This is a genomic window from Streptomyces sp. NPDC024555 (assembly GCF_055559335.1).
The window spans coordinates 20,381-43,389 of record NZ_JBVHKV010000002.1; the positions used below are offsets into that span (position 1 = coordinate 20,381).

The following is a 23,009-nucleotide window of genomic DNA, read 5'->3' on the forward strand; positions in this document are numbered from 1 at the left end:
CCTGACCGGACCCCTACTATGCCTGTCGGTCCCCCCGGAGTTGGGGGCCGGGTAGGGTGATGGGCCCCGTCGGACGGTTCGGCGGGAGTACGTGCACGGGCTCTCTTCGGGGGCGGACGAACGGGGGTGCCGCGATGAGGGCTTCCGCGACGCGAACGGTTCCGGCCCCGGGCGCCCGGCCCTCCGGGGCGGACGCGGACGGTGTCCCGGTCCCCGGCGCCGGGACGGGCATCACCCGGCCGGGTGAACGGGTGGGCTTCCGGCGGCCGTTGCGGCTGCACCAGCTGGTCCTGTGCGAGCTGGCCGGGGCGTTGCTGCTGTGCGCCTATGTCGTGGACCCGCTGCTGCTGGCCCCCGCCTCGGTGCTCGCCGGACTGCTCGCGGTGCTCGCGCTGGTGCGCCGGCGGCGCCGTTCCCTTCCCGCGCTGCTGCGTACGGTGCTGGCCTTCCGGGCGCGTGTCCGCGCGGCCCGTACCCCGCCGGTGGCGGACGGGGGCGGCGGAGCGGTCCCGGCCCCTCTCTCCGAGTGCGAACCGGCGCTGCGGACCTACGCGTTCGGCGGCAGCGAGCGGCGTCCGGTGGGCATGATCGGCGACGGCACCTGTCTGACGGCGGTCCTGCGCGTCGGGGCGGACGGCACGGCGCTGCGCCCCGGCCGCTCTGCCCGGCCGCTGCCCCTGGAGCTGGTACGGGACGCGCTCGACGTGGACGGCATCCGGCTGGAGTCCGCGCAGATCGTCCAGCACACCCGGCCGGCGCCCGCGCCGGGGCTCCCGGAGGATTCGGTGGCCGCCCGCAACTACGCGCTCCTACAAGCGGATTCGGGTGCTCCGGCGGTGCGGATCACCTGGATCGCGCTGCGGCTCGCCCCGGAGCTCTGCCCGGAGGCGGTACGGGCCCGGGGCGGCGGTCTCGTCGGGGCGCAGCGGTGCGTGGTGCGCGCGGCGGACCAGCTGGCCGGGCGGCTGAGCGGGGCCGGGCTCGACGCGACGGTGCTGACGGAACCGGAGCTGGGCGCGGCGCTCACCCTCTCGCTGGGCGCGGATCCGGCGGTGACGGCACGGGCCGCGCGGGACGGGGCGGGGGTCCGGCGCACCCGGGAGACCTCGCGGACCTGGAGCTGCGACGGCCGCCCGCACACCACCTACTGGGTGCGCCGCTGGCCGGAGCCGGGCGGCGGACGGGCCGCGCTGCCGGAGCTGGTCGCCCTGCTCACCTCGGTCCCGGCCCGCGCCACCACGTTCGCGCTGACGCTGGCGCACGGCGAACGGCAGGAGACCGCGCTCACCGGCCATGTCCGGGTCGGCGGCGAGAACGAGCGCGAACTGCTCACGGCCCGGCACGCGTTGGAACGGGCGGCGCGCGGGGCGCGGGCCTCGCTGGTGCGGCTCGACCGCGACCAGCTGCCGGGTCTGCTGGCCACGCTGCCGCTGGGAGGGACCCGCTGATGGCGGTGCGCGGGCGGGGGCGGCCGGTGTTCGGGCGGTTCGCGCCCCCGCGCCCCCGGCACTCGGTCCGGCCGGAGCAGCTGGCGTCGCTGGCGCTTCCGGTGGGCGACGACGGGGTGGTGATCGGGGTCGACGGTGACGGCGGTCCCGCCGTGCTCGGGCTGTTCCGGCCGACGCCGTACGACGTCACCCTGGTCGGCGGGCTGTGGACCGCGCAGGTGCTGGCCCTGCGCACGGTGGCGACCGGGGCCCGCGTCGTCGTCGAGACGGGCCGGGCACCGGCCTGGGCGGGGCTGGTGCGCGCGGTGGGCGGTGGGGACCACGGCATCGCGCTGCACGAGGTGGGCCGGGTGCCGCCGCTCGGGGCGTCCGCCGGTGCGCCGGTCGTCGTGGTGCGGGACTGCGGCACGCGGCCCCCGCGCGGGCGAGTGGCGTCGGCGCCCTGGCAGTCGGTGGTGACGCTGGTGCCGTATCCGAGTCCGGTGGCCGCCGGGCTGATGGAGAAGGCGTCGCTGGTCGGGGTGCAGCGGGTCTCCCCGGACGAGGCGGGCGCGATCGGGCGGCTGATGCTGCTCGGCGCGGAGGAGGTGCGGGCCCTGTCGACGATGGCGGACGGGGTCACCCTGTGGTGCACCCGGCGGGACCGGCGGTTCGTGATGACCCGGCCGACCGACGCGGAGAGCGGTCTGCTGGGCGGCGCACGCCGGGTGGATTGACCGGCTCTCCCCGGAAGGTGTCCGACAAGTCCCCGCGGCACCGCTTCGTGAATGAATGGGGTGGATTTCCCCCCGCAGATGTGCATGTTTGAGCGCTTTTCCCTTCACTTTCCGCTGCGCTCAGTCCACTTGAGGTCCGTACCTGACGGAGGGGACGGTGTTCGCGGGGCCGTACGGCCTGCCGTAGCGAGGCCGATGACGATTAGGGTGGGTCCGGGCGCGGCAGAAGAACCTGCGGGTAGGTGTCGCGTCCCCGGGGGGAGAGCCGGGCGGCTCGCGTTGCGGAAACGGTCGCCCCCACCCACCACGGCACAAGGGTGCTCGACCACACCAGGAGGCAACAGTGAACGGCGATCGGGACGGAATCCGCGGGGGCTGGGACAAGCCCGTCGACGAGTCGTCCGACGCGGAGCCCGCCGAGCTGACGGGTGAGTTCACCATCGACTACACCCCGCCCGCCTGGTACACGCAGAACGCGCCGGGTGACTCCTCGGGCGGTGCGGGCATGCCCCTGGCACCCCCGCCGCCGCCCGGCGGCGCACCGGTGTCGCTGCCCGGACTGCCGCCGGGGGGCGGCTTCGAACCCGACTGGACGCCGGCGCCCCCGGTGCCCGCCGCCGACGCCTCGGCCTTCCCGCCGCCGGGCGCGGGGGACACCGGCGGTGCTTCCGACGCCTTCGGGAGCGGCGACGTGGAGAGCGGGGCGACGATGCGGTTCTCCTCCGCCGCGCTGAAGCGGGAGATCGCGGAGCTGGAGGCGGCTGCCGCCGGCGGCGGGTCCGGTGCCGCCGCGGACGCGTCCGGCCCCTCCGACGAGGCGCACGACGCCGGCACGGACGAGCCGGCGGAGGCCGGGGACGCCCCGGCGGCCGCGAACGACGGCACGGACGACGAGGACCACGACTCCGCCGCGTCCGCCCCCTCCACCTCCCTCTCCTCCGACGAGGCCCCGTCCGACGAGGTCCCCGCAGACGCCGTGCCGTCCGACGCCGCACCCTTCGCCGCCGACTTCGCCGCCGAACCGAACGACGCCGTGCCGTCGTCCGACGCGGAGGCGGGCGCGTCCGCCGAGGACGGGGACGACGCCCCCTCCGGCGGCCTTCCGCAGGCCGTCCCCGGCCTTCCCGCGCAGGCCCCCGAGCCCTCGGACGCCGTACCTCCGGCCCCGGCCCCGGCCGCGCTCGATCTGCCGGGTGCCCCGGCGCCGCAGGACGCCGCGCCGGTTCCGTGGACGCCGGGTCCGCCGCCCGGCGGGCTGCCGCCGCTGCCGCCCGCGTTCCAGCCGGCGGCGCAGCAGCAGCCGGCCGCGCCCCAGCCCGCCTCGCACTGGCCGCCGCAGGCGCCCGCCGCACCGGCCCCGGCCGTCCCCGCCGACCAGGGGGGTTACGGCTTCCCGCAGCCGGCCGCCGCACAGGCCCCGCAGCCGCCGGACCCGGCCGCGCCTCAGGGGGGCTACGGCTTCCCCCAGCAGACGCCCCCTCAGCAGACCCCGGCGCCGCAAACCCCGGCGCCGCAGACGCCGCCCCAGCAGCCGCAGCCGAACGCCGCGCTCCCGGCCCCGATCCCCCAGCAGCCCGCACCGCAGGCGCCCCAGGCCCCGCAGCCGCCCGCGCCGCAGGCGCCCCAGTGGCCGGCGCAGCAGGGCACGGCCCTGCCCGCGCCCCAGGCACCTCAGGCACCTCAGGCACCTCAGGCACCTCAGAGTCCGCAGGGCGGGTACGGCTTCCCCCAGCAGGCGCAGCCGCCCGCCCCGCAGCTGCCCGCACCGGCCCCCGCACCGAACCTGCCCGCCCCGCTTCCGCAGCAGCCCGCGCACCCGCAGGGGCTGCCGGCCGGTCAGCCGGGCCAGGCGGGTCCGGTGCCGGGCCAGCAGGCCCAGGCCGCGCCCGGCCAGCAGCCGGTGCCGGGGGCCCCGCCCGCCGACCCCCGGACCGGGAACGCCTGGCCGACGCCGGTCACGCACGACCAGCGCGAGCGGTCGATGCCGGGCGCGCCGATCGGTTACACGGCCGCTGTCGAGCTGTCGTCGGACCGGCTGGTCCGGGGCAAGCAGAAGGCGAAGAGCAGCCGTAATCCCTCGGGCGCCTCGCGGTTCAAGCTGGGCGGCAAGAAGGAGGAGCAGGAGCGGCAGCGCAAGCTGGACCTCATCCGCACCCCGGTGCTCTCCTGCTACCGGATCGCGGTGATCAGCCTCAAGGGCGGCGTGGGCAAGACCACGACCACCACCGCGCTCGGCGCCACGCTGGCCACCGAGCGGCAGGACAAGATCCTCGCCATCGACGCCAACCCGGACGCGGGCACGCTGGGGCGGCGGGTGCGGCGCGAGACCGGTGCGACCATCCGCGACCTGGTCCAGGCGATCCCGCACCTCAACTCGTACATGGACATCCGGCGGTTCACCTCGCAGGCGCCCTCCGGTCTGGAGATCATCGCCAACGACGTGGACCCGGCGGTCTCGACGACGTTCAACGACGAGGACTACCGGCGCGCGATCGACGTGCTGGGCAAGCAGTACCCGATCATCCTCACGGACTCGGGCACCGGTCTGCTCTACAGCGCGATGCGCGGGGTGCTCGACCTCGCCGACCAGCTGATCATCATCTCGACACCGTCCGTGGACGGCGCGTCGAGCGCCTCGACCACGCTGGACTGGCTCTCGGCGCACGGGTACGCGGAGCTGGTCTCGCGTTCCCTGACGGTCATCTCGGGTGTCCGCGAGACCGGCAAGATGATCAAGGTGGACGATATCGTCCAGCACTTCCAGACGCGCTGCCGCGGCGTGGTCGTCGTGCCGTTCGACGAGCATCTGTCGGCGGGCGCCGAGGTCGACCTGGACATGATGCGTCCGAAGACCCGGGAGGCGTACTTCAACCTCTCCGCCCTGGTCGCCGAGGACTTCGCGCGCGCCCAGCAGCAGCAGGGGCTGTGGACCTCGGACGGCAGCGGCCCGCCGCCGCAGTACGCGCCGCCGATGCCCGGTCAGCCGCTGCCGCCGGGCCAGCAGGTGCCGGGCCGGCAGCCCTACGTACCCCAGCAGCCCGGTCAGCCCCAGCAGCCGTACCCGCCGCAGCAGCCCGGTCAGTGGGGCGGACAGCCGCAGCAGCCCTATCCGGCGCAGCAGCCGGCCCCCGGGGCCGGGCAGAACTGGCAGCAGACGCCGCCCTCCCAGGCGCAGTCCGCGGCCGGTCCGGCGGGGCAGCCGCAGCCCCCGCAGTTCGGGGGACAGCCTGGTCAGCCGGGCGGGCCGACGCCTCCCGAGCTCCAGGGTCCGGTGCCGCCCGCCGGCTGGCAGCAGCAGCCGCCCCAGCCGCCGTCAGCGCCTCAGCAGTAAGGCGTCAGAGGTCTGAACCAATGAGGGTCCTCCTCGCATTCGCGAAGGGGACCCTCATGGCATTACCGCAGACCACACGCCGTTTCGGGGACCGTTGACGCGGCTCGACCACCGCTGATAAACCTTCGCTTCACCAGCTGGCGAACCACAGATCAACCCGCCTTCTCCGTGCGAGTCCTGACGCGAGGTCCCTGACCATGGTCGTAAGAGTTCCACCGCCCTCAGCCCAGCCACGTTCACGTCTGCGCATTCTTCTGGCCTCCGGTGCCGCCGCCCTCGCGCTCGCGGCCGCGTCCGTCGTCCCGGGCGTTCCCCTCGGGTCCGCCCCCCAGCAGGCGCAGGCCGCCGACGCCGGGTCCGGCAAGACGCTGACCGTCGCGGTCGCCCAGAGCATCGACTCCCTGAGCCCGTTCCTCGCCCAGAAGCTGCTGAGCACCAGCATCTCCCGGCTCATGTACGACTTCCTGACGAACTACGACCCCAAGGACAACCACGCGGTCCCGGGGCTCGCCACGAAGTGGGAGCCGTCGGCCGACAAGCTGACGTGGACGTACACCATTCGGCCCGATTCGAAGTGGTCGGACGGGCAGCAGGCCACCGCCGAGGACGCGGCGTGGACGTTCAACAAGATGATGACGGACGACGCCGCCGCGCAGGCCAACGGCAGCTTCGTGTCCAACTTCAAGAAGGTCACGGCGCCCAGCCCCACGCAGCTGGTCATCGAGCTCAAGGAGCCGCAGGCCACCATGGCCGCGCTCGACGTCCCGATCGTGCCCAAGCACGTCTGGGAGAAGGTCACCGACTTCTCGAAGTTCAACAACGACACGGACTTCCCGGTCGTCGGCAACGGCCCCTTCATCCTGACCGGCTACAAGGTCGACCAGTACGTGAAGCTGAAGGCCAACCCGGACTTCTGGCGCGGCAAGCCCAAGTTCGACGAGCTGGTCTTCAAGACGTACAAGGACCAGGACGCCGCCGTGGCCGCGCTCCGCACGGGTGAGGTCTCCTTCGTCGCCGGTTCGCCCGCGCTCACTCCCGCCCAGGCGGACTCGCTGAAGAGCGAGAAGAACGTCAAGGTCAACGAGGGCCCCGGCCGCCGCTTCTTCGCGCTGGCCACCAACCCGGGCGCGCAGACCAAGGACGGCAAGAAGTTCGGCAACGGCAACAAGGCGCTGCTCGACCAGAAGGTCCGTCAGGCGCTCTTCCTGTCGATCGACCGCAAGACGATCATCGACCGGGTGTTCCGGGGCCATGCCGTCGAGGGCCAGGGCTACATCCCGCCGCGCTTCCCGGCGTACTACTGGCAGCCCTCCGCCGACCAGGCGCTGGCCTACGACCCCGCCAAGGCGGGGCAGCTGCTGGACCAGGCGGGTTACAAGCTCAAGGGTGACAAGCGCGTCGGCAAGGACGGCAAGCCCCTCGATCTGCGCATCCTGTGCCATGCGACCGACCCGAACGACAAGGCCATCGGCAAGTACCTCAAGGAGTGGTGGGGCAAGCTCGGCATCGGCCTCAAGGTCGACTGCCTCGACGACGTCTCCGTGCCGTGGTACGCGGGCGAGTACGACCTCGCCTTCGACGGCTGGTCCGTCAACCCGGACCCGGACTTCGTCCTCGGCATCCACACCTGCGCCGCCCTGCCCGCCAAGAAGGCGGCGAGCGCGGCCACGGACAACTTCATCTGCGACAAGACGTACGACGGCCTGTACAAGAAGCAGCTCGCCGAGTACGACCCGGCCAAGCGGGCGGACCTCGTCAAGGAGATGCAGTCCTGGCTGTACGACTCCGGGTACATGAGCGTCATCGCGTACCCGAACGCGGTCGAGGCCTACCGCACCGACCAGATCAAGTCGATCACGACCATGCCCGAGGCGGCCGGCAACATCTACGGCCAGGACGGGTACTGGAGCTGGTGGTCGGCGGTTCCCGCGGACGGTGCCGGTGACGGCGACGGCGGCAGCGACTCCGGTTCCTCCACGGGCGTCGTGATCGGCGTCGTCGTGGTGGTCCTGGTCCTCGCGGGCGGCGGCTTCCTCTTCGCGAGGCGCCGGCGCACCACCGCGGACGACCGCGAGTAGTCCGACGCGCCGCGGCACCGACCGCGGACGGAACCAGAGGAAGACCGGTGGGGTCCGGACGGCCGGACCCCACCGGCGTCCTCCAGGCGCAGCACGAGTAACGAGAGTTCCCCATGACAGCTGACAGCACTCCGGCGCTCGTGAAGCCGGCGGGCGCGGACGCGGAAGGTCCGGCGACCGCCGGGCCCCCGGCCGCGCGCGGTCCACGGGCGCGCGACACCCAGGCCTATCTGAAGTACGCGGCGGCCAAGATCGGCGGCGCGATCATCTCGCTCTTCGCCGTTCTGGTCACGAGCTTCTTCCTCTTCCGGCTCATTCCGAGCGACCCGGTGAAGCAGATGACCGGCGGACGCCCCACGTCCGCCGAGCAGATGGACGCCATGCGGCACCAGCTCGGTCTCGACCAGCCCATGGGCAAGCAGTTCGTCGACTACATCCGCGACGCGCTGACCGGCGACTTCGGCACGTCGTTCGCGTACCACGCGCCGGTGATGGACAAGATCGTCGAACGGCTGCCCGCGACGCTGCTGCTCACCGGAACGGCGTACGTGCTCTACAGCGCGCTCGGCCTCTGGCTGGGCACCCGGACCGCCTGGCGCAACGGGTCGAACAGCGACCGGTTCCACACCGCGCTGGCGCTGACCCTCTACTCGGTGCCCTCGTTCTGGCTGGGGCTGCTGCTCATCATCGTCTTCTCGGTGGGCGTCGGTCCGATCCCGGGGATCTTCCCCACCGGCGGCATGGCGTCGAGCGACGGCGCGACCGGGTTCGCGTACGCGATCGACGTGGCGCACCACATGGTCCTCCCGGTGGTCACCCTCGTCGCGGTCGGCTACGCGCAGACGCTCCTGGTGATGCGTTCCTCGCTGCTCGACGAGATGGGCAGCGACTATCTGACGACCGCCCGCGCCAAGGGGCTCCGGGACGATCTGGTCCGCCGTCGGCACGCGGTGCCGAACGCGATGCTGCCGACCTTCACCCTGATGTTCGTGAACCTCGGACATGTGGTGGCGGGTCAGATCCTGGTGGAGACCGTGTTCTCCTGGCCGGGTCTGGGCGGGCTCTTCTACACCGGACTGAGCACCCCCGACCTGCCGCTCGTGCAGGCGCTGTTCTTCTTCTTCGCCACCGCGGTGATCCTGGCGAACACCCTGGCCGATGTGCTGTATCCGCTGCTCGATCCCCGGGTGGGCCGATGACGACCGAATCCGTGCCCGCGTCCACCCCGGACGCCGAGGCCCCGACGCCCGAAGAGCGCGAGAGCGCGACGGCCAAGAGCCCGCGTGCGCTGGCACGCGCCCGCAAGCGCCGTTCCCTGGCCCGCTTCTGGACCGCGTACCGCAGCCACCGGGGCGGCCTCTGGGGTCTCGCCGGGCTGGTGCTGATCGCGGTGATCGCCCTGCTCGCGCCCGTCCTGGCCGGCGGTGACGCGCAGAGCGTCACCAAGGCGTCGGGCGGACTGCTGGAGGCGCCCAGCGCCGCATACCCGCTCGGTACCGACCAGTTCGGCCGCAGCGTGCTGGCCCTGCTGGTATGGGGCGCCAGGGTCTCGCTGACCGTGGGTCTGCTCGCGGCGTTCCTGTGCGTGGCCATCGGCACCGTCGTGGGCATCGTCGCGGGCCACTTCCGCGGCTGGTACGCGACGGTCCTGATGCGGGTCACCGACTGGTTCCTGGTGATGCCGACGCTGGTCCTGGCGGTCGCCCTCGCGGCGGTCATGGACCGCTCGCTGTGGACGGTGATCATCGCGATCGGCGTCACGACCTGGCCGACCACGGCCCGGCTGGTGCGCGCCCAGACGCTGGCGGTGGAGTCCCGCCCCTACATCGAGCGGGCCCGCGCGCTGGGCGGCGGACACGGACACATCATGCTGCGGCACGTGCTGCCGAACGTGATGCCGCTGGTCCTCGCCCAGACCACGCTGGCGATCTCCGGAGCGATCCTGACCGAGGCCACCCTGGCCTTCCTGGGGCTCGGCGACCCGACCATCACCTCCTGGGGCGGCATGCTCCAGGACGCCCGGGAGGCGGGTGCGGTGAGCGCGGGCGACTGGTGGTACCTGGCGCCGCCCGGCATCGCCATCGCCCTGGTCGCCCTGGCGTTCACGCTGTGCGGCCGCGCCATCGAGTCCGTCCTCAATCCGAAGCTGGGGGTGGCCCGTTGAGCACGACGAGCATCCGCAAGACCCCGCTGCTGCGGGTCCGCGACCTGACGGTGACGTACCCCGGCGGGGCGCGGGCCGTGCGGGGGGTGGACCTGGAGGTCGAGGCGGGCCGCAAGCTCGGCATCGCCGGCGAGTCCGGCTGCGGGAAGTCGACGCTGGCCCTCGCGCTGCTGCGGCTGCTGCCCGCGGGCGCCGAGGTCACCGGCGAGATCCTGCTGAACGGCGAGGACGTCCTCGCCATGAAGTGGGGCCAGGTCAGGGCCGTGCGCTGGGCCGGCGCCTCGATCGTCTTCCAGGGCGCCATGCACTCGCTCAACGCGGTGCACCGCATCGGAGACCAGATCGCCGAACCGATCCTGCTGCACACGAGGACGACCCAGACGGCCGCCCGGGAACGGGCCGGTGAGCTGCTGGAGCAGGTGGGCCTGCCCGCCGCCCGGGTGGACGCCTATCCGCACGAGCTGTCCGGCGGGCAGCGGCAGCGCGTCATGATCGCGATGGCGCTCGCCTGCGGCCCCGAACTGATCATCGCCGACGAACCGACGACGGCCCTCGACGTGATGATCCAGGCCCAGATCCTGCGGCTGATCGAACAGCTCGTCGCCGAGCAGGACCTCGGACTGATCATGATCAGCCACGATCTGGCGGTGCTCTCGGACACCTGCGACCGGCTCGCGGTGATGTACGCGGGCCGGGTCGTCGAACAGGGACCGGCCTCCGAGGTCTACGCCCGCGCCGTCCACCCGTACAGCCGGGCGCTGTCGGGCGCCTTCCCCCGGATCGGGGACCCCGCCTCGCGGTTCGCCCCGCAGGGGCTGCCCGGTGATCCGCCCGACCCGGCCGCCCTGCCCGCCGGCTGCACCTTCCACCCGCGCTGCCCGTCGGCGACGGAGGCCTGCGCCACCCAGGACCAGGTGCTGCGCGTGGCGGGTCCCGGCCGGGAGGCCGCCTGTCTGCTGGTGGGTCCCCGGGAGGCCGGGGCCGCCGAGGGCGCCGAGGAAGCAAGGAGCACATCATGACCACCCCCACGGACCTGCTCAGCGCGCGCGATCTGCGGGTCGCCTTCCCCGGCCGGCACGGTGCCGGCCTGGCACGCGCCGTGGACGGGGTCGATCTGGACATCGCGCCCGGTGAGATCGTCGCCCTGGTCGGCGAGTCCGGATGCGGCAAGACCACGCTGGCCCGCTCGCTGCTCGGGCTGGTCCCGCCGACCGCCGGACGGGTCACGTTCGACGGCAGACCGCTCGACTACGGCAGCCGCGCGCTGAAGGCCTACCGCAAACGGGTCCAGCTGGTCCTCCAGGACCCCAGCGGTTCGCTCAACCCCCGGCACACGGTGTACGACGCGGTCGCCGAGGGCCTGCGCATCCACGGCTACCGGGGCGACGAGCACCAGGCGGTCACCGAGGCCCTGTCCCGGGCCGGGCTGCGTCCGCCGGAGCGTTTCCTGCTGCGCTACCCGCACGAGCTGTCGGGCGGTCAGCGCCAGCGCGTCGTGATCGCCGGGGCGCTGGTGCTGGAGCCCGAGCTGATCGTGGCGGACGAGCCGGTGGCCTCGCTGGACGCCTCCGTGCGCGGCGAGATCCTGGCGCTGATGCTGCGGCTCAGGGACGAACTGGGCCTGTCCGCGCTGGTGGTCACGCACGATCTCGGTCTGGCGTGGAACATCGCGGACCGGGTGGCGGTGATGTATCTGGGCCGGATCGTGGAGACGGGTCCCGTCGAGCAGATCCTCACGGCGCCCCGGCATCCGTACACCCAGGCGCTGCTGTCGGTGCTGCCGGAGGCGGAGGGCGATCCGGTGGTGCTGACCGGCGAGCCGCCGGACCCGTCGAAGGTGCCGGGCGGCTGCCGCTTCCACGTCCGCTGCCAGGTCCTCGCCTCGGGCGAGGCCGCGCGCGCGGGGGTGGCGGACGCCTGCCGGACGAAGGACCTGCCGGTGCTGTCCGGCGGCGGGACGACCCAGGTGGCCTGCCACTGGGCGAACGCGGGCACGGCGGAGACGGAGCCCGACGACTGAGGTGCCGGTACGGCGACGGGCGGCCCCTTCACGAAGGGGCCGCCCGTTCCCGCGTTCAGTCCCGGTCGTGGGCGGCGATCAGCTCGCTGCACCGCTTCACGTCCGCGGCCATCGCCACGAGCAGATCGTCGATCGAGTCGAACTTGAGCATGCCGCGCACATAGGCCAGGAAGTCCACGGCGACGTGCAGCCCGTACAGGTCGAGACCGACACGGTCGATCGCGTACGCCTCGACCGTGCGCTCCGTGCCGTCGAACTGCGGGTTGGTGCCGACCGAGATCGCGGCGGGCATCGCCTCGCCGTCCACGTGCAGCCAGCCCGCGTACACGCCGTCGGCGGGGATCGCGGTGTGCGGCAGGGTCTCCACATTGGCCGTGGGGAAGCCCAGCTCGCGGCCGCGCTGCGCCCCGCGCACCACGATGCCCTCGACGCGGTGCGGGCGGCCGAGGATCTCGGCGGCCCCGGCCACGTCGCCCTCGGCGACCAGGCGCCGGGTCAGGGTGGAGGAGAACGGCTCGCCGCCGCCCGCCTCGCCGCGCACCCGCAGGTCGATGACCTCGACGCGGTAGTCGTAGGTGGCGCCCAGCTCGGCGAGCAGCTCGACATTGCCCGCGGCCTTGTGGCCGAAGCGGAAGTTGGGGCCCTCGATGACCAGCGTGGCGTGCAGCTTGTCGACGAGCACCTTCACGATGAAGTCGGCCGGGGAGAGCCGGGAGAACTCGGTGGTGAACGGCAGGATCAGCACCGCGTCCACGCCCAGCTCCGCCATCAGCTCGGCGCGGCGGTGGTGCGGGGCGAGCAGCGGGGGGTGGCTGCCGGGCCGGACGACCTCGCTGGGGTGCGGGTCGAAGGTGACGACGACCGCCGGCACGCCCAGCTCGCGGGCGCGCTCGACGGCCCGGCCGATGATGAGCTGGTGCCCGCGGTGCACCCCGTCGTAGGACCCGATGGTGACGACGCTGCGTCCCCAGTCCTGGGGGATGTCCTCCAAGCCACGCCAGCGTTGCACTCTGACCGCTCCTCGCCCGAACCTGTGTACGTGGGTGTATGTCTTACGCAGGTCTAAGACTGCCATGCTCACGCCCTGCGGCCTGCATCGGCATGGTCATCGGCGCTCCCAGCGCCTCCAGGGTGCGCCGTGCGCTGGGTCCGACGAGCGCCGCCCATTCCTGCGGGGCCTCGGAGAGCCAGCCGATGACCAGGGCGCCGAATCCGGGCACGGCGCGGGCGAGCGCGACCAGCCGGCGGTCGAAGAGGGCGGCCCCCTCGGGCGTACGGACGAGCAGCATCCCGGTGCGGTGGACCAGGGCCCTGGTGCGGGCGGGGGCGCGGCCCGCGCAGCCGGCCGCGGCGGCCCGGAGCAGCGCGTCCAGCACGGCCGGCTCCCGGTGCTCGGGGCGCTGCTCGAAGTCCAGCAGCACCTCCAGCAGTTCGTCGCGGGTCTGCTGGGAGGCGGGGCTGCCGGGCGAGGCGAGGACGGCGGCCAGCGCGCCCCGGACCGGCGGCGCGACGGGCCGCTCCCGCAGCAGTCCGGTGAGGAGCGGCAGCAGCAGGGCGCGTGCGGCGGGCCCGTGCTCCAGCCGGTGTTCGAGATAGGCGGCGGTGTGCGCGGTGTCGTCCGGGTGGCTGTCGGCGTAGGCGCGGACGAGCCCGGCGGCGTGCAGGACGAGGGCCGGGGACTCGGTCCCGGCGAGCGCCCGGAGCACGTCCCCGGCGTCCTCGCCCGGACGGGTGAGCCGCTCCCGGTAGGCGGCCAGCACCGGCTCCGGGTGGGTGGGCAGGGCGACGGCGAGCGCGGCGGTCGTCAGGCCCGGCCCGCCGGCCGCGAAGGACCGCAGCGCCTGCGGCAGACAGCGGTCCCTGGTCTGCGGATCGGCGACGAGCAGGGCGAGCAGGGGTCCGTGCAGATCGGCGTCGGCGGGACGGGCCAGCAGGGCGAGCGCGGCGCGGCGCAGCAGGACGCGGTCGGGGTCGCGGGTCAGGCGCGGGGCGAGCAGCGCGGCGCAGGAGGCCGCGGCGCTCCGGCGGGCCCTGTGGTCGTCGTCGCGGGACCAGCGCTCGACGGCCCGGCAGAGCGCCTCGGGTTCGTCCTCGGCCAGGGCGGCGAGCAGTTCGTCGGCGCGCGGATGGGCGGCCTCGACGAGGGCGTCGGCCAGTTCGTCCACGGCGAGGTCGCGGCGGGCGTGCAGCAGTGCCTGGGCGGCCTCCGCGACGGTGGGCCGGACGCCCGCGCCGTCCTCGGCCGCGAGCGGCTGCTCGTCGGAGAACCAGGCGCAGAGCAGGGGCTGGAGGGTACGCGGATGGGCGGCGAGCCGCCGCGCCACGGCGTCCAGGAACCGGGTGCCCTCGCCGTCCGCGCGCGGTGGTCCGTCGGCGGGCACCAGCCGTCGGAACAGGTCCATACGGTCGGCCTCGGGCAGCCGCAGCCGCCGCCAGAACCACGGCCCGAACCCGGCGTACGCGCCACGCGGCCCGGTGCCGCCCGCCTCGGTCGAGCTGTGGACGATACGCCCGGTCAGGACGCGCAGCACACCGAGGTGGGGCCGGGCGTCGGGCACTCGCAGCAGGGTCTCGGAGAGCAGGTGCACGGCCCACCACCGGGCGTCGGCGACGGGGGGGCGCTCCCCGGCCGGCTCCCCGTCGTCGGGGCCGTCGCCCTCCCCCGCCGTGAGCCGGTCCAGGGCCTCGATCAGATCGGCCAGCCGGTGCGCGAGCGCGGCCGGGCCCTGGCGCCTGCCGAGCAGCAGCAGCGCCTGGACGACGGGGCCGATCCGGTGACGGGGCACCGGCAGGGTGTGCGGATCGGCGGGTCCGGTGGGGGCGGTGGGCTCCGCCGCGGCCCGGACGCCGGGCCGGCGGGGCTGCGGGACCCGGCCGCCGGGCTGCTCCGCTCCCCCGGTGTGCCAGCGGTGCACCAGGGCGCGCAGCGCCGCGTCCACGTCCAGGTGCGCGCCCTGGACCCAGTCGCCCAGTTCCTCGTGGGCGAAGCGGTACCCGGCTCCGGCGGGCACCAGCAGTCCTTCGGTGAGCACGGCGGAGGCCCAGCCCGAGCGCCACGGGAAGACCTCCTCGAAGGCCGTGCGGCCCAGTTCGCCCTGGCCGGGGCCCAGACAGCGGCGGGCCGCCTCGTGGACCTGTCCGGCGACCCGGGCCGCGAGGCGCCGCACCTCCGCACCGCCGGGCGCGGGGTGCCACTGGGCGGCGATCCGGACGGCGACGCGCAGGCACATCAGGTCCAGATGGGCGGCGAAGACCTCCTCGGTGCCGGGGCGCCCGGGGGTGTCCGCGGGCAGGGCGCCGCGCACCTCGGCGAGGAGGCGCAGGGTGAGGGGGTGGCGGTCGTGGCCGGGGGCGAGGGCGTCGGGGGCCAGTCCGTACCGCTCGCGGGCCCGTTCGGCCTGGGCCGGGGTGAAGTCGCCGATCCGGACCGCCGGGGGCAGCCGGCGGGCGGGGCGGGCCGGGCGGTGCAGCGCGCCGGGCGGGCAGAGCGCCCCGGCCGTCTCCCAGTGCTCCGGCCGGCAGGCGACGACGAGCCGGGCCCCGTGCGCGCGCAGCCAGTCGACGGTGCCGGCGGTCCAGGCGTCCAGCCGGTGCGCCAGGACGGGCGGCATCTCCTCGGGGGCGTCCAGCAGCACGAGCAGCGGGGCACCGGCCTCCGCTGCGAGCCGGGCGATCCGCTCCGGGGTCGCGCCCTCCATGTCGCCCCGGGCCCCGGCGGCGGTGACGATCCGGCCGGCCTGCCGCAGCGTCCGGGCGATGGCATCGGCCACGGAGTCGTCCTCGGCCAGCAGGTCGGCGCCGCGCAGCCAGAGCGTGAGCGCGGGCACCGGACCGCGGGCCCGCCGGGCGGCGAGCGCGGCCAGTTCCGTGGTGCGTCCGCTGCCCGGTTCGCCGACGAGTCCGAGGAGCACGGCGGGCTCCGCGCCGTCGGCCGCCGCGAAGGCCTCGAACTCGGCGAGGGTCTCGGGGCGCTCCACGGGGTCGGAGCAGGTGGCGGGGGTGTCGGCGGAGCCCACCGACATGGCGGTGAGCTGGAGCGCCCCGGCCGCGTTCAGATCGCGTCCGTAGCCCGGGACGCCCGTGGCGTTGCGCCGCAACAGGTCGGCCAGCGGTCCCTCGCGGCCGGGTCCGGCCAGGGGCACCGCGCAGCCGGCGGCGGCGTGTCCGGCGCGCAGGGCGGTGCCGAGCACGGCGATGACGGCGCCGCTCTCCGGGTCGAGGACGGGTCCGCCGACGGCCGTTCCACCGAGCCGGAGCGCATCGCTGCCGTCCGTGCCGAGGGCCAGTTCCAGCGCGTGTGCGATCCGGTGGGCGGAGCCGCGCGCGGTGTAGTCGACGGAGGCGGTGCCCAGCACCCGGGCCTCGCGCCAGCCGTGCGCGGCGATGGTCACATAGCTGCCGGGCTCGATCCGCTCCCGGCACGCGATCGGCAGCGGCCGTACGCCCAGGACGTCGGGGCCGCCGGTGGGCAGCAGGGCGAGGTCCAGTCCGGGGAGCGCGGTGATGTCCAGGGCGTCGACGCGGCAGCTGCGGCCCTCGGTGCCGTGCAGAAGGAGATGGGGCAGACCGTCGACCGCCTCATGGCTGGTGACCACCGTGCCCCGGTCGTCCGCGACGAAGCCGGTCCCCCGTGGCCGGCCCGCCGGATCGCACAGTCGTACCAGTGTCGCCCGGTCCCCGCATCCCATGGTTCCGACGGTAGGTCGGCCCGGTTCCGCGCGAGAACCACTCGTATCGAAAGCGCCCCGTTTGCCCCTCCGATTCACTCCGAGCGCCTGCCCGTTGGAGTGAATCGGAGGGGTTTGCCGGACACGGGGTCAGGCGAAGACGGCGAGGCTCTTGGCCTTGCCCTTCTGCTCCTCGACGAGGACGAGGAAGCGGCCGTCGGGTCCGAAGACCGCGACCGGGCCGGGCGGGTACGCGGGCATGTCGAGCCGCACCCCGTTCAGCAGGAGCTTCGCCCGCTTCTCGTCGACGTCCCAGCGCGGGAACGCCGAGTCGGCGGCCTCCGCCACCGGCATCACGACCAGCTCCTCCTGGTGCTGGTCGAGCGTGCGCGCGACGTCCAGCCCGTACGGGCCGACCCGGGTCCGCCGCAGGGCGGTCAGATGCCCGCCCACGCCCAGCGAGGCCCCGAGGTCGCGGGCGATCGCCCTGATGTACGTACCGGAGGAGCAGACCACCGAGACGACCAGGTCGGTCACGGGTGTGCCGTCCTCGGCGACGGCCTCGCGGACGTCGTAGACCCGGAAGGAGGAGATGGTCACCGGCCGGGCCGGGATCTCGAACTCCTCGCCCCCGCGCACCCGCGCGTAGGACCGCTTGCCGTCGATCTTGATGGCGCTGACCTTGGACGGCACCTGCATGATGGCGCCGGTCAGCGCGGCCACCCCCGCGTCGATGGCCTCGCGCGTCACCCCGGAGGCGTCGGCGGACGAGATGATCTCGCCCTCCGCGTCGTCCGTGATCGTGTTCTGGCCGAGCCGGATCGTACCGAGGTACTCCTTCTCGGTCAGCGCGAGATGGCCCAGGAGCTTGGTCGCCCTCTCGACGCCGAGCACGAGCACACCGGTCGCCATCGGGTCCAGCGTGCCGGCGTGGCCGACCCGCCGGGTCCGGGCGATCCCGCGCATCTTGGCGACGACGTCGTGCGAAGTGAAGCCGGACGGCTTGTCGACCACGACAAGTCCGTCCGGCACGGTGTTCTGCGTCATTCGGAGGCGTTGTCCTCGTCGTTCTCGTCCTCCGGCTTGCGGTACGGGTCCGCCTCGCCGGCGTACGTGGCGCCCGAGGACGCCTCGCGCACCTTGGCGTCCGAGGCCCGCGCGCGGTCGAGGAGGTCCTCGATCGCCCGCGCGTTCTCGGGCAGCGCGTCCGCCACGAAGGCGAGGGTCGGGGTGAACTTCGTCCCCGCCGCCGAGCCGACCGCCGACCGCAGGATGCCCTTGGCGCTCTGCAGACCGGCCGCGGCGCTCGCCCGCTCCTCGTCGTCGCCGTAGACCGTGTAGAAGACCGTGGCCTCCCGCAGGTCGCCGGTGACCCGGACGTCCGTGATGGTCACGTGCGTCCCCAGGCGCGGGTCCTTGATTCCGCGCTGAAGTTTCTGGGCGACCACCTCCTGGATGAGGTCCGCCAGCTTCTTAGCCCGCGCGTTGTCGGCCACTGGTCCGTCTCCTTCGCCTTGCTCAATCGTCTTCGTCGCTGTGCAGCCGCCGTCGTACGGACAGCAGCTCCACTTCCGGCCGGGCGGCGACGAGGCGCTCGCACCGGTCGAGTACGTCTGTGAGGTGCCGGGTGTCCCCGGAGACCACGGCGAGGCCGATCTCGGCCCTGCGATGGAGGTCCTGCCCGCCCGTCTCCGCCACGCTCACCGCGTATCTGCGCTGGAGTTCGGCGACGATCGGGCGGACCACGGAACGCTTCTCCTTCAGCGACCGTACGTCGCCGAGAAGCAGGTCGAAGGACAGTGTCCCCACATACATGTGTGTCCGGATGTCCCGCCGGTTCGGGTTCGCGCCCCGCCGGTCGATGGCAGGGACATCAGAACCGTACACGGAACGGCCGGGGCCGATCGACGGAAATACGTCCCGTCGACCGGCCCCGACTGTTGAGGTACGGGTCAGCCTCGCGGCTTCTCGCGCATCTCGTACGTCGCGATGACGTCGTCGATCTTGATGTCGTTGAAGTTGCCGAGGTTGATACCGCCCTCGAAGCCTTCGCGGATCTCGGTGACGTCGTCCTTGAAGCGGCGCAGACCGGAGATGGTGAGGTTCTCCGCGATGACCTTGCCATCGCGCAGCAGGCGCGCCTTGGTGTTGCGCTTGACCTCTCCGGAGCGGACCAGCACACCGGCGATGTTGCCCAGCTTGGACGAGCGGAAGATCTCGCGGATCTCCGCCGTGCCGAGCTCGACCTCTTCGTACTCCGGCTTGAGCATGCCCTTGAGGGCCGCCTCGATCTCCTCGATCGCCTGGTAGATGACCGAGTAGTAGCGGACGTCCACACCCTCGCGGTCGGCCATCTGCTGCGCACGCCCTGCGGCGCGCACGTTGAAGCCGATCACGATGGCGTCGGAGCCGGTCGCCAGGTCGATGTCCGACTCGGTGACCGCACCCACACCGCGGTGCAGGACCCGGATGTCGACCTCTTCACCGACGTCGAGCTGGAGCAGCGAGGACTCGAGAGCCTCCACCGAACCGGACGCGTCGCCCTTGATGATGAGGTTGAGCTCCTGGACCAGACCGGCCTTGAGCGCCTCGTCCAGGTTCTCCAGGGAGAACCGGACGCCCTTGCGGGCGAAGTTGGCGTTGCGCTCGCGGGCGGCACGCTTCTCGGCGATCTGACGGGCCGTACGGTCCTCGTCGACCACCAGGAAGTTGTCGCCGGCGCCCGGGACGTTGGTGAGACCGAGCACGAGGACGGGGGTCGAGGGACCCGCTTCCTCGACGTTGTTGCCGTTGTCGTCGAGCATCGCCCGGACTCGGCCGTACGCGTCGCCGACCACCATCGTGTCGCCGATGCGCAGCGTGCCGCGCTGGACGAGGACGGTCGAGACCGCACCGCGGCCGCGGTCGAGGTGGGACTCGATCGCGATGCCCTGCGCGTCCTGCTCCGGGTTGGCCCGCAGGTCGAGCGAGGCGTCGGCGGTGAGGACGACGGCCTCCAGCAGCTGGTCGATGTGCAGACCCTGCTTGGCGGAGATGTCGACGAACATCGTGTCGCCGCCGTACTCCTCGGCCACCAGACCGAACTCGGTGAGCTGACCGCGCACCTTGGTCGGGTCGGCGCCCTCGACGTCGATCTTGTTGACCGCGACCACGATCGGCACGTCGGCCGCCTTGGCGTGGTTCAGCGCCTCGATCGTCTGGGGCATCACACCGTCGTTCGCCGCCACCACGAGGATCGCGATGTCGGTGGACTTCGCACCACGGGCACGCATGGCGGTGAACGCCTCGTGACCCGGGGTGTCGATGAAGGTGATCCGACGGTCCTCGCCGTTGACCTCGGCGGAGACCTGGTAGGCACCGATGTGCTGCGTGATGCCGCCGGCCTCGCCCGCGATGACGTTCGTCTTGCGGATCGCGTCCAGCAGTCGGGTCTTACCGTGGTCGACGTGACCCATGACGGTCACGACCGGCGGACGGGAGACCAGGGCCTCTTCGCCGCCCTCGTCCTCGCCGAACTCGATGTCGAAGGACTCGAGCAGCTCGCGGTCCTCCTCCTCCGGGCTGACGATCTCCAGGACGTAGTTCATCTCGTCCGCGAGGAGCTTCAGCGTGTCGTCGGAGACCGACTGCGTGGCGGTCACCATCTCGCCGAGGTTCATCATCACGGCGACGAGCGACGCCGGGTTGGCGTTGATCTTCTCCGCGAAGTCGGTCAGCGAGGCACCGCGCGACAGCCGGACGGCCTGCCCGTTGCCACGGGGCAGCATGACGCCGCCCACCGACGGGGCCTGCATGGCCTCGTACTCCTGGCGCCTCTGCCGCTTCGACTTGCGACCGCGACGCGCGGGACCGCCGGGACGGCCGAAGGCGCCCTGCGTGCCACCGCGGCCACCGGGACCGCCGGGACGGCCACCGAAACCGGGACGGCCGCCGAAGCCACCGCCACCACCGGGACGGCCCGCGCCGCCACCGCCGCCGCCGGGACGGCCGGCGAAGCCGCCGCCACCGCCGCCGGGACCGGCCGGACGGCCCGCGAAGCCACCGCCACCGGGACGGCCCGCGCCGCCGGGACGACCGCCGCCGCCACCGGGACCACGGCCGCCGGGGCCCGGACGGGGACCGGCAGCGGGACGCTGCGGCATCATGCCCGGGTTCGGACGGTTACCACCGGGGGCGCCGCCGGGACGGGGCGCCTGCGGACGCGGCATGCCGCCGGGGGTCGGGCGTGCGCCGCCCTGGCCCTGGCCCTGCGGGCGCGGGGCGCCACCGGGGCCGCCCTGCGGACGCGGGGCGCCCGGACGCTCCTGGCCGCCGCCGGGACGCGGGGCGCCGCCGGGACGGGGCGCCTGCGGACGGGCCATGCCCGTCGAGCCGCCGGAGGTGAAGGGGTTGTTGCCCGGACGGGGACCCGCCGGACGTGCGCCGGGGCGCGGGGCGCCCTGGCCGGCGGGACGCGCGGGGCGCTCGCCGCCGCGGCCGCCGTCGCGCTGGCCGCCGGCCGGACCGGGACGCGCCGAGCCGCCCGCGGGACGGGGTCCCGGGGTGGCGCCGGCGGGGCGCGGTGCCTGCGGCTGCGGGGCCGAAGGCTGGGCCGGGGCCGGAGCCGGGGCCGAGAACTCGGCCGCGGGCACCGGGGTGGCCGGGCCGGGCCGGGGCGCCGGCTTCGGGCCCGGTCGCGGACCCGCCGACGGGGCGGGGGTGCTGCGCGGGGCCTCGGCGGCGGCCGGCTTGGGGGCCGGGGCGCCGGGCTTCGGGGCAGCGGGACGTGCCGCGGCGGCCGGAGACGGCGCCGCGGGCTTGGCGGGGGCGGCCTTGCGAGGCGCGCCCGGCTTGGCAGCGGGCTTGCCGGCGTTGCCGCCGGGCCCCTGCAGTGCGTCAGTCAACTTGCGTACAACCGGCGCCTCGATCGTCGAGGACGCCGAACGGACGAATTCACCGAGTTCCTGGAGCTTGGCCATGACGACCTTGCTCTCCACACCGAACTCCTTGGCGAGTTCGTATACCCGGACCTTAGCCACTTCGCTCCTTTTAGGTCCGGGTTACCGCCGGACCGTCGCTACTTCATGGGCGTACTCATCGCGTACTCATCGAGTGCTCATCGCAATCTCGACCTACTTCCAACTCGCGAGGTACCTGACCGCACGGGGTCCCGTGCCGTTCATTTCCTACGGTGTCACCCGCTCGACGAACCTCTGCACCGCAGTGGGGTCGAACGGCCCCTTGGCCTTGAAGGCCCGGGGGAATGCCCGGCGGCGAACCGCCAGGTCCAGACAGACGGAGACGGGGTGCACATACGCACCCCGGCCGGGCAGCGTACCGCGTGGATCGGGGACACAGACGTCCCCGTCCGCCACGATGCGCAGCAGCTCACTCTTGCCCGCTCGCTCCCGGCATCCCACACAGGTTCGCTCGGGGCAAGCGCGGGCGTGCGTCCGGCCAGACACGGTTAAGTCTACCTCCCCGCATCGACCTCACCCCTTTGGGGCAAAAATCGAACGGATGTTGTCGTGATCTCAGCGGCGCGCCGTCGAGATCTATTCCCTCAGCGGCGCTCGGAACGCTCCCGGGCCCGCTCGGCCCGCTCCCGGTCCGCGACGTCGCGCTCGGCGTCCGTCTCGGTGTCGGGGCGGATGTCGATGCGCCAGCCGGTCAGCCGGGCGGCGAGCCGGGCGTTCTGGCCCTCCTTGCCGATCGCCAGCGAGAGCTGGTAGTCCGGCACGGTCACCCGGGCGGAGCGGGCCCCGAGGTCAACGACCTCGACCTCGCTCACCCGTGCGGGTGAAAGCGCGTTGGCGACCATCTCCGCCGGGTCGTCCGACCAGTCGACGATGTCGATCTTCTCGCCGTGCAGCTCGGCCATCACATTGCGGACCCGGCCGCCCATCGGGCCGATGCAGGCGCCCTTGGCGTTGAGCCCGGAGCGGGTGGAGCGGACCGCGATCTTGGTGCGGTGGCCGGCCTCGCGGGCGATCGCGCAGATCTCGACGGAACCGTCGGCGATCTCCGGGACCTCCAGCGCGAAGAGCTTCTTCACCAGGTTGGGGTGGGTCCGCGACAGCGTCACGGACGGACCGCGGACGCCCTTGGCGACCCGGACGACATAGGTGCGCAGCCGCAGGCCGTGGGTGTACTCCTCGCCCGGCACCTGCTCCTGGACGGGGAGGATGGCCTCCAGCTTGCCGATGTCGACCAGGACGTTCTTCGGGTCCTTGCCCTGCTGGACGACGCCGGTGACGACATCGCCCTCGTGGCCGGCGTACTCGCCGAAGGTCCGGTCGTCCTCCGCGTCGCGCAGCCGCTGCAGGATGACCTGCTTGGCGGTGGTCGCGGCGATCCGGCCGAAGCCCGACGGGGTGTCGTCGAACTCCTTGGGCTCCTGGCCCTCCTCCAGATCGGCCGGGTCCTCCTTGGCCCACACGGTCACATGGCCGCGCTCGTCCAGCTCGACCCGCGCCCGGCGGTGGCTGCCGTCGGTGCGGTGGTACGCGATGAGGAGGGCCGACTCGATCGCCTCGACGAGCACGTCGAACGGGATCTCCTTGTCCTGCGCCAAGCCCTTCAGAAGCTTCACATCGATGTCCACGG

General features: G+C 73.6%; 16 protein-coding genes. 8 read left to right on the plus strand and 8 right to left on the minus strand.

Annotated features, from left to right (window positions below; all coding sequences use genetic code 11):
• Window positions 1-134 precede the first annotated feature (134 nt).
• The 8 genes from eccE (at window position 135) to ACZ4FH_RS02780 (ending at window position 11,757) form a co-directional block, all read left to right on the plus strand.
• On the plus strand, window positions 135-1,448 hold the full coding sequence (gene eccE / locus ACZ4FH_RS02745; RefSeq protein ID WP_467301772.1) for a type VII secretion protein EccE: 1,314 nt from the start codon (window positions 135-137) through the stop codon (window positions 1,446-1,448).
• On the plus strand, window positions 1,448-2,164 hold the full coding sequence (locus ACZ4FH_RS02750; protein WP_467301773.1) for a hypothetical protein: 717 nt from the start codon (window positions 1,448-1,450) through the stop codon (window positions 2,162-2,164). Before eccE ends, ACZ4FH_RS02750 begins: the two co-directional genes overlap by 1 nt.
• Before the next feature lie 343 nt (window positions 2,165-2,507).
• Window positions 2,508-5,495 (plus strand): SCO5717 family growth-regulating ATPase, encoded by a 2,988-nt coding sequence (locus ACZ4FH_RS02755; protein WP_467301774.1) that lies wholly within the window; start codon window positions 2,508-2,510, stop codon window positions 5,493-5,495.
• Window positions 5,496-5,692: 197 nt separating this feature from the next.
• Entirely contained in the window at window positions 5,693-7,573 is a 1,881-nt protein-coding gene (locus tag ACZ4FH_RS02760; RefSeq protein ID WP_467301776.1) for an ABC transporter substrate-binding protein, read from the plus strand.
• 113 nt (window positions 7,574-7,686) lie between these two features.
• Window positions 7,687-8,772, plus strand: a complete 1,086-nt coding sequence (locus tag ACZ4FH_RS02765; RefSeq protein WP_467301777.1) for an ABC transporter permease — start codon at window positions 7,687-7,689, stop codon at window positions 8,770-8,772.
• Window positions 8,769-9,737 carry an ABC transporter permease gene (locus tag ACZ4FH_RS02770; RefSeq protein ID WP_467301778.1) on the plus strand — a complete coding sequence of 323 codons (969 nt, stop codon included), beginning with the start codon at window positions 8,769-8,771 and terminating at the stop codon, window positions 9,735-9,737. Before ACZ4FH_RS02765 ends, ACZ4FH_RS02770 begins: the two co-directional genes overlap by 4 nt.
• A complete protein-coding gene (locus ACZ4FH_RS02775) occupies window positions 9,734-10,756 on the plus strand; it encodes an ABC transporter ATP-binding protein (protein ID WP_467301779.1) in 1,023 nt (340 codons plus the stop codon). The genes ACZ4FH_RS02770 and ACZ4FH_RS02775 overlap by 4 nt, the downstream gene beginning before the upstream one ends.
• Window positions 10,753-11,757, plus strand: coding sequence for an oligopeptide/dipeptide ABC transporter ATP-binding protein (locus ACZ4FH_RS02780; RefSeq protein ID WP_467301781.1), 1,005 nt, complete (start codon window positions 10,753-10,755; stop codon window positions 11,755-11,757). The genes ACZ4FH_RS02775 and ACZ4FH_RS02780 overlap by 4 nt, the downstream gene beginning before the upstream one ends.
• A 55-nt stretch (window positions 11,758-11,812) precedes the next feature.
• Here ACZ4FH_RS02780 and ACZ4FH_RS02785 read toward each other — a convergent pair whose 3' ends face one another.
• From ACZ4FH_RS02785 to nusA, 8 genes are all read right to left on the minus strand, one after another.
• A complete protein-coding gene (locus ACZ4FH_RS02785) occupies window positions 11,813-12,766 on the minus strand; it encodes a bifunctional riboflavin kinase/FAD synthetase (protein WP_383644042.1) in 954 nt (317 codons plus the stop codon).
• 43 nt (window positions 12,767-12,809) lie between these two features.
• Entirely contained in the window at window positions 12,810-16,445 is a 3,636-nt protein-coding gene (locus ACZ4FH_RS02790; RefSeq protein WP_467301782.1) for a trypsin-like peptidase domain-containing protein, read from the minus strand.
• A gap of 129 nt (window positions 16,446-16,574) precedes the next feature.
• Window positions 16,575-17,471 (minus strand): tRNA pseudouridine(55) synthase TruB, encoded by an 897-nt coding sequence (truB, locus tag ACZ4FH_RS02795; RefSeq protein WP_467301783.1) that lies wholly within the window; start codon window positions 17,469-17,471, stop codon window positions 16,575-16,577.
• Complete coding sequence (gene rbfA, locus ACZ4FH_RS02800; RefSeq protein ID WP_383644051.1) at window positions 17,468-17,920, minus strand: 30S ribosome-binding factor RbfA; 453 nt, start codon at window positions 17,918-17,920, stop codon at window positions 17,468-17,470. Before rbfA ends, truB begins: the two co-directional genes overlap by 4 nt.
• Window positions 17,921-17,942: 22 nt before the next feature.
• Window positions 17,943-18,239: a DUF503 domain-containing protein gene (locus ACZ4FH_RS02805; protein WP_383644054.1), complete on the minus strand. Its 297-nt coding sequence runs from the start codon at window positions 18,237-18,239 to the stop codon at window positions 17,943-17,945.
• Window positions 18,240-18,376: 137 nt separating this feature from the next.
• Complete coding sequence (gene infB / locus ACZ4FH_RS02810) at window positions 18,377-21,442, minus strand: translation initiation factor IF-2 (protein ID WP_467301785.1); 3,066 nt, start codon at window positions 21,440-21,442, stop codon at window positions 18,377-18,379.
• A 147-nt stretch (window positions 21,443-21,589) separates the two neighbouring features.
• Window positions 21,590-21,868: a YlxR family protein gene (locus ACZ4FH_RS02815; protein ID WP_450680688.1), complete on the minus strand. Its 279-nt coding sequence runs from the start codon at window positions 21,866-21,868 to the stop codon at window positions 21,590-21,592.
• A 98-nt stretch (window positions 21,869-21,966) separates the two neighbouring features.
• Complete coding sequence (gene nusA, locus ACZ4FH_RS02820; protein WP_147971225.1) at window positions 21,967-23,007, minus strand: transcription termination factor NusA; 1,041 nt, start codon at window positions 23,005-23,007, stop codon at window positions 21,967-21,969.
• Window positions 23,008-23,009: the final 2 nt, after the last annotated feature.

Bases quoted from the DNA above. Each gene is read 5' to 3' on its own strand.
- ACZ4FH_RS02770 (WP_467301778.1), top strand. From the start codon at position 8,769: ATGACGACCGAATCCGTGCCCGCGTCCACCCCGGACGCCGAGGCCCCG.
- ACZ4FH_RS02805 (WP_383644054.1), bottom strand. From the start codon at position 18,239: ATGTATGTGGGGACACTGTCCTTCGACCTGCTTCTCGGCGACGTACGG.
- eccE (WP_467301772.1), top strand. From the start codon at position 135: ATGAGGGCTTCCGCGACGCGAACGGTTCCGGCCCCGGGCGCCCGGCCC.
- truB (WP_467301783.1), bottom strand. From the start codon at position 17,471: ATGACGCAGAACACCGTGCCGGACGGACTTGTCGTGGTCGACAAGCCG.
- ACZ4FH_RS02760 (WP_467301776.1), top strand. From the start codon at position 5,693: ATGGTCGTAAGAGTTCCACCGCCCTCAGCCCAGCCACGTTCACGTCTG.
- ACZ4FH_RS02750 (WP_467301773.1), top strand. From the start codon at position 1,448: ATGGCGGTGCGCGGGCGGGGGCGGCCGGTGTTCGGGCGGTTCGCGCCC.
- ACZ4FH_RS02765 (WP_467301777.1), top strand. From the start codon at position 7,687: ATGACAGCTGACAGCACTCCGGCGCTCGTGAAGCCGGCGGGCGCGGAC.
- ACZ4FH_RS02790 (WP_467301782.1), bottom strand. From the start codon at position 16,445: ATGGGATGCGGGGACCGGGCGACACTGGTACGACTGTGCGATCCGGCG.
- ACZ4FH_RS02780 (WP_467301781.1), top strand. From the start codon at position 10,753: ATGACCACCCCCACGGACCTGCTCAGCGCGCGCGATCTGCGGGTCGCC.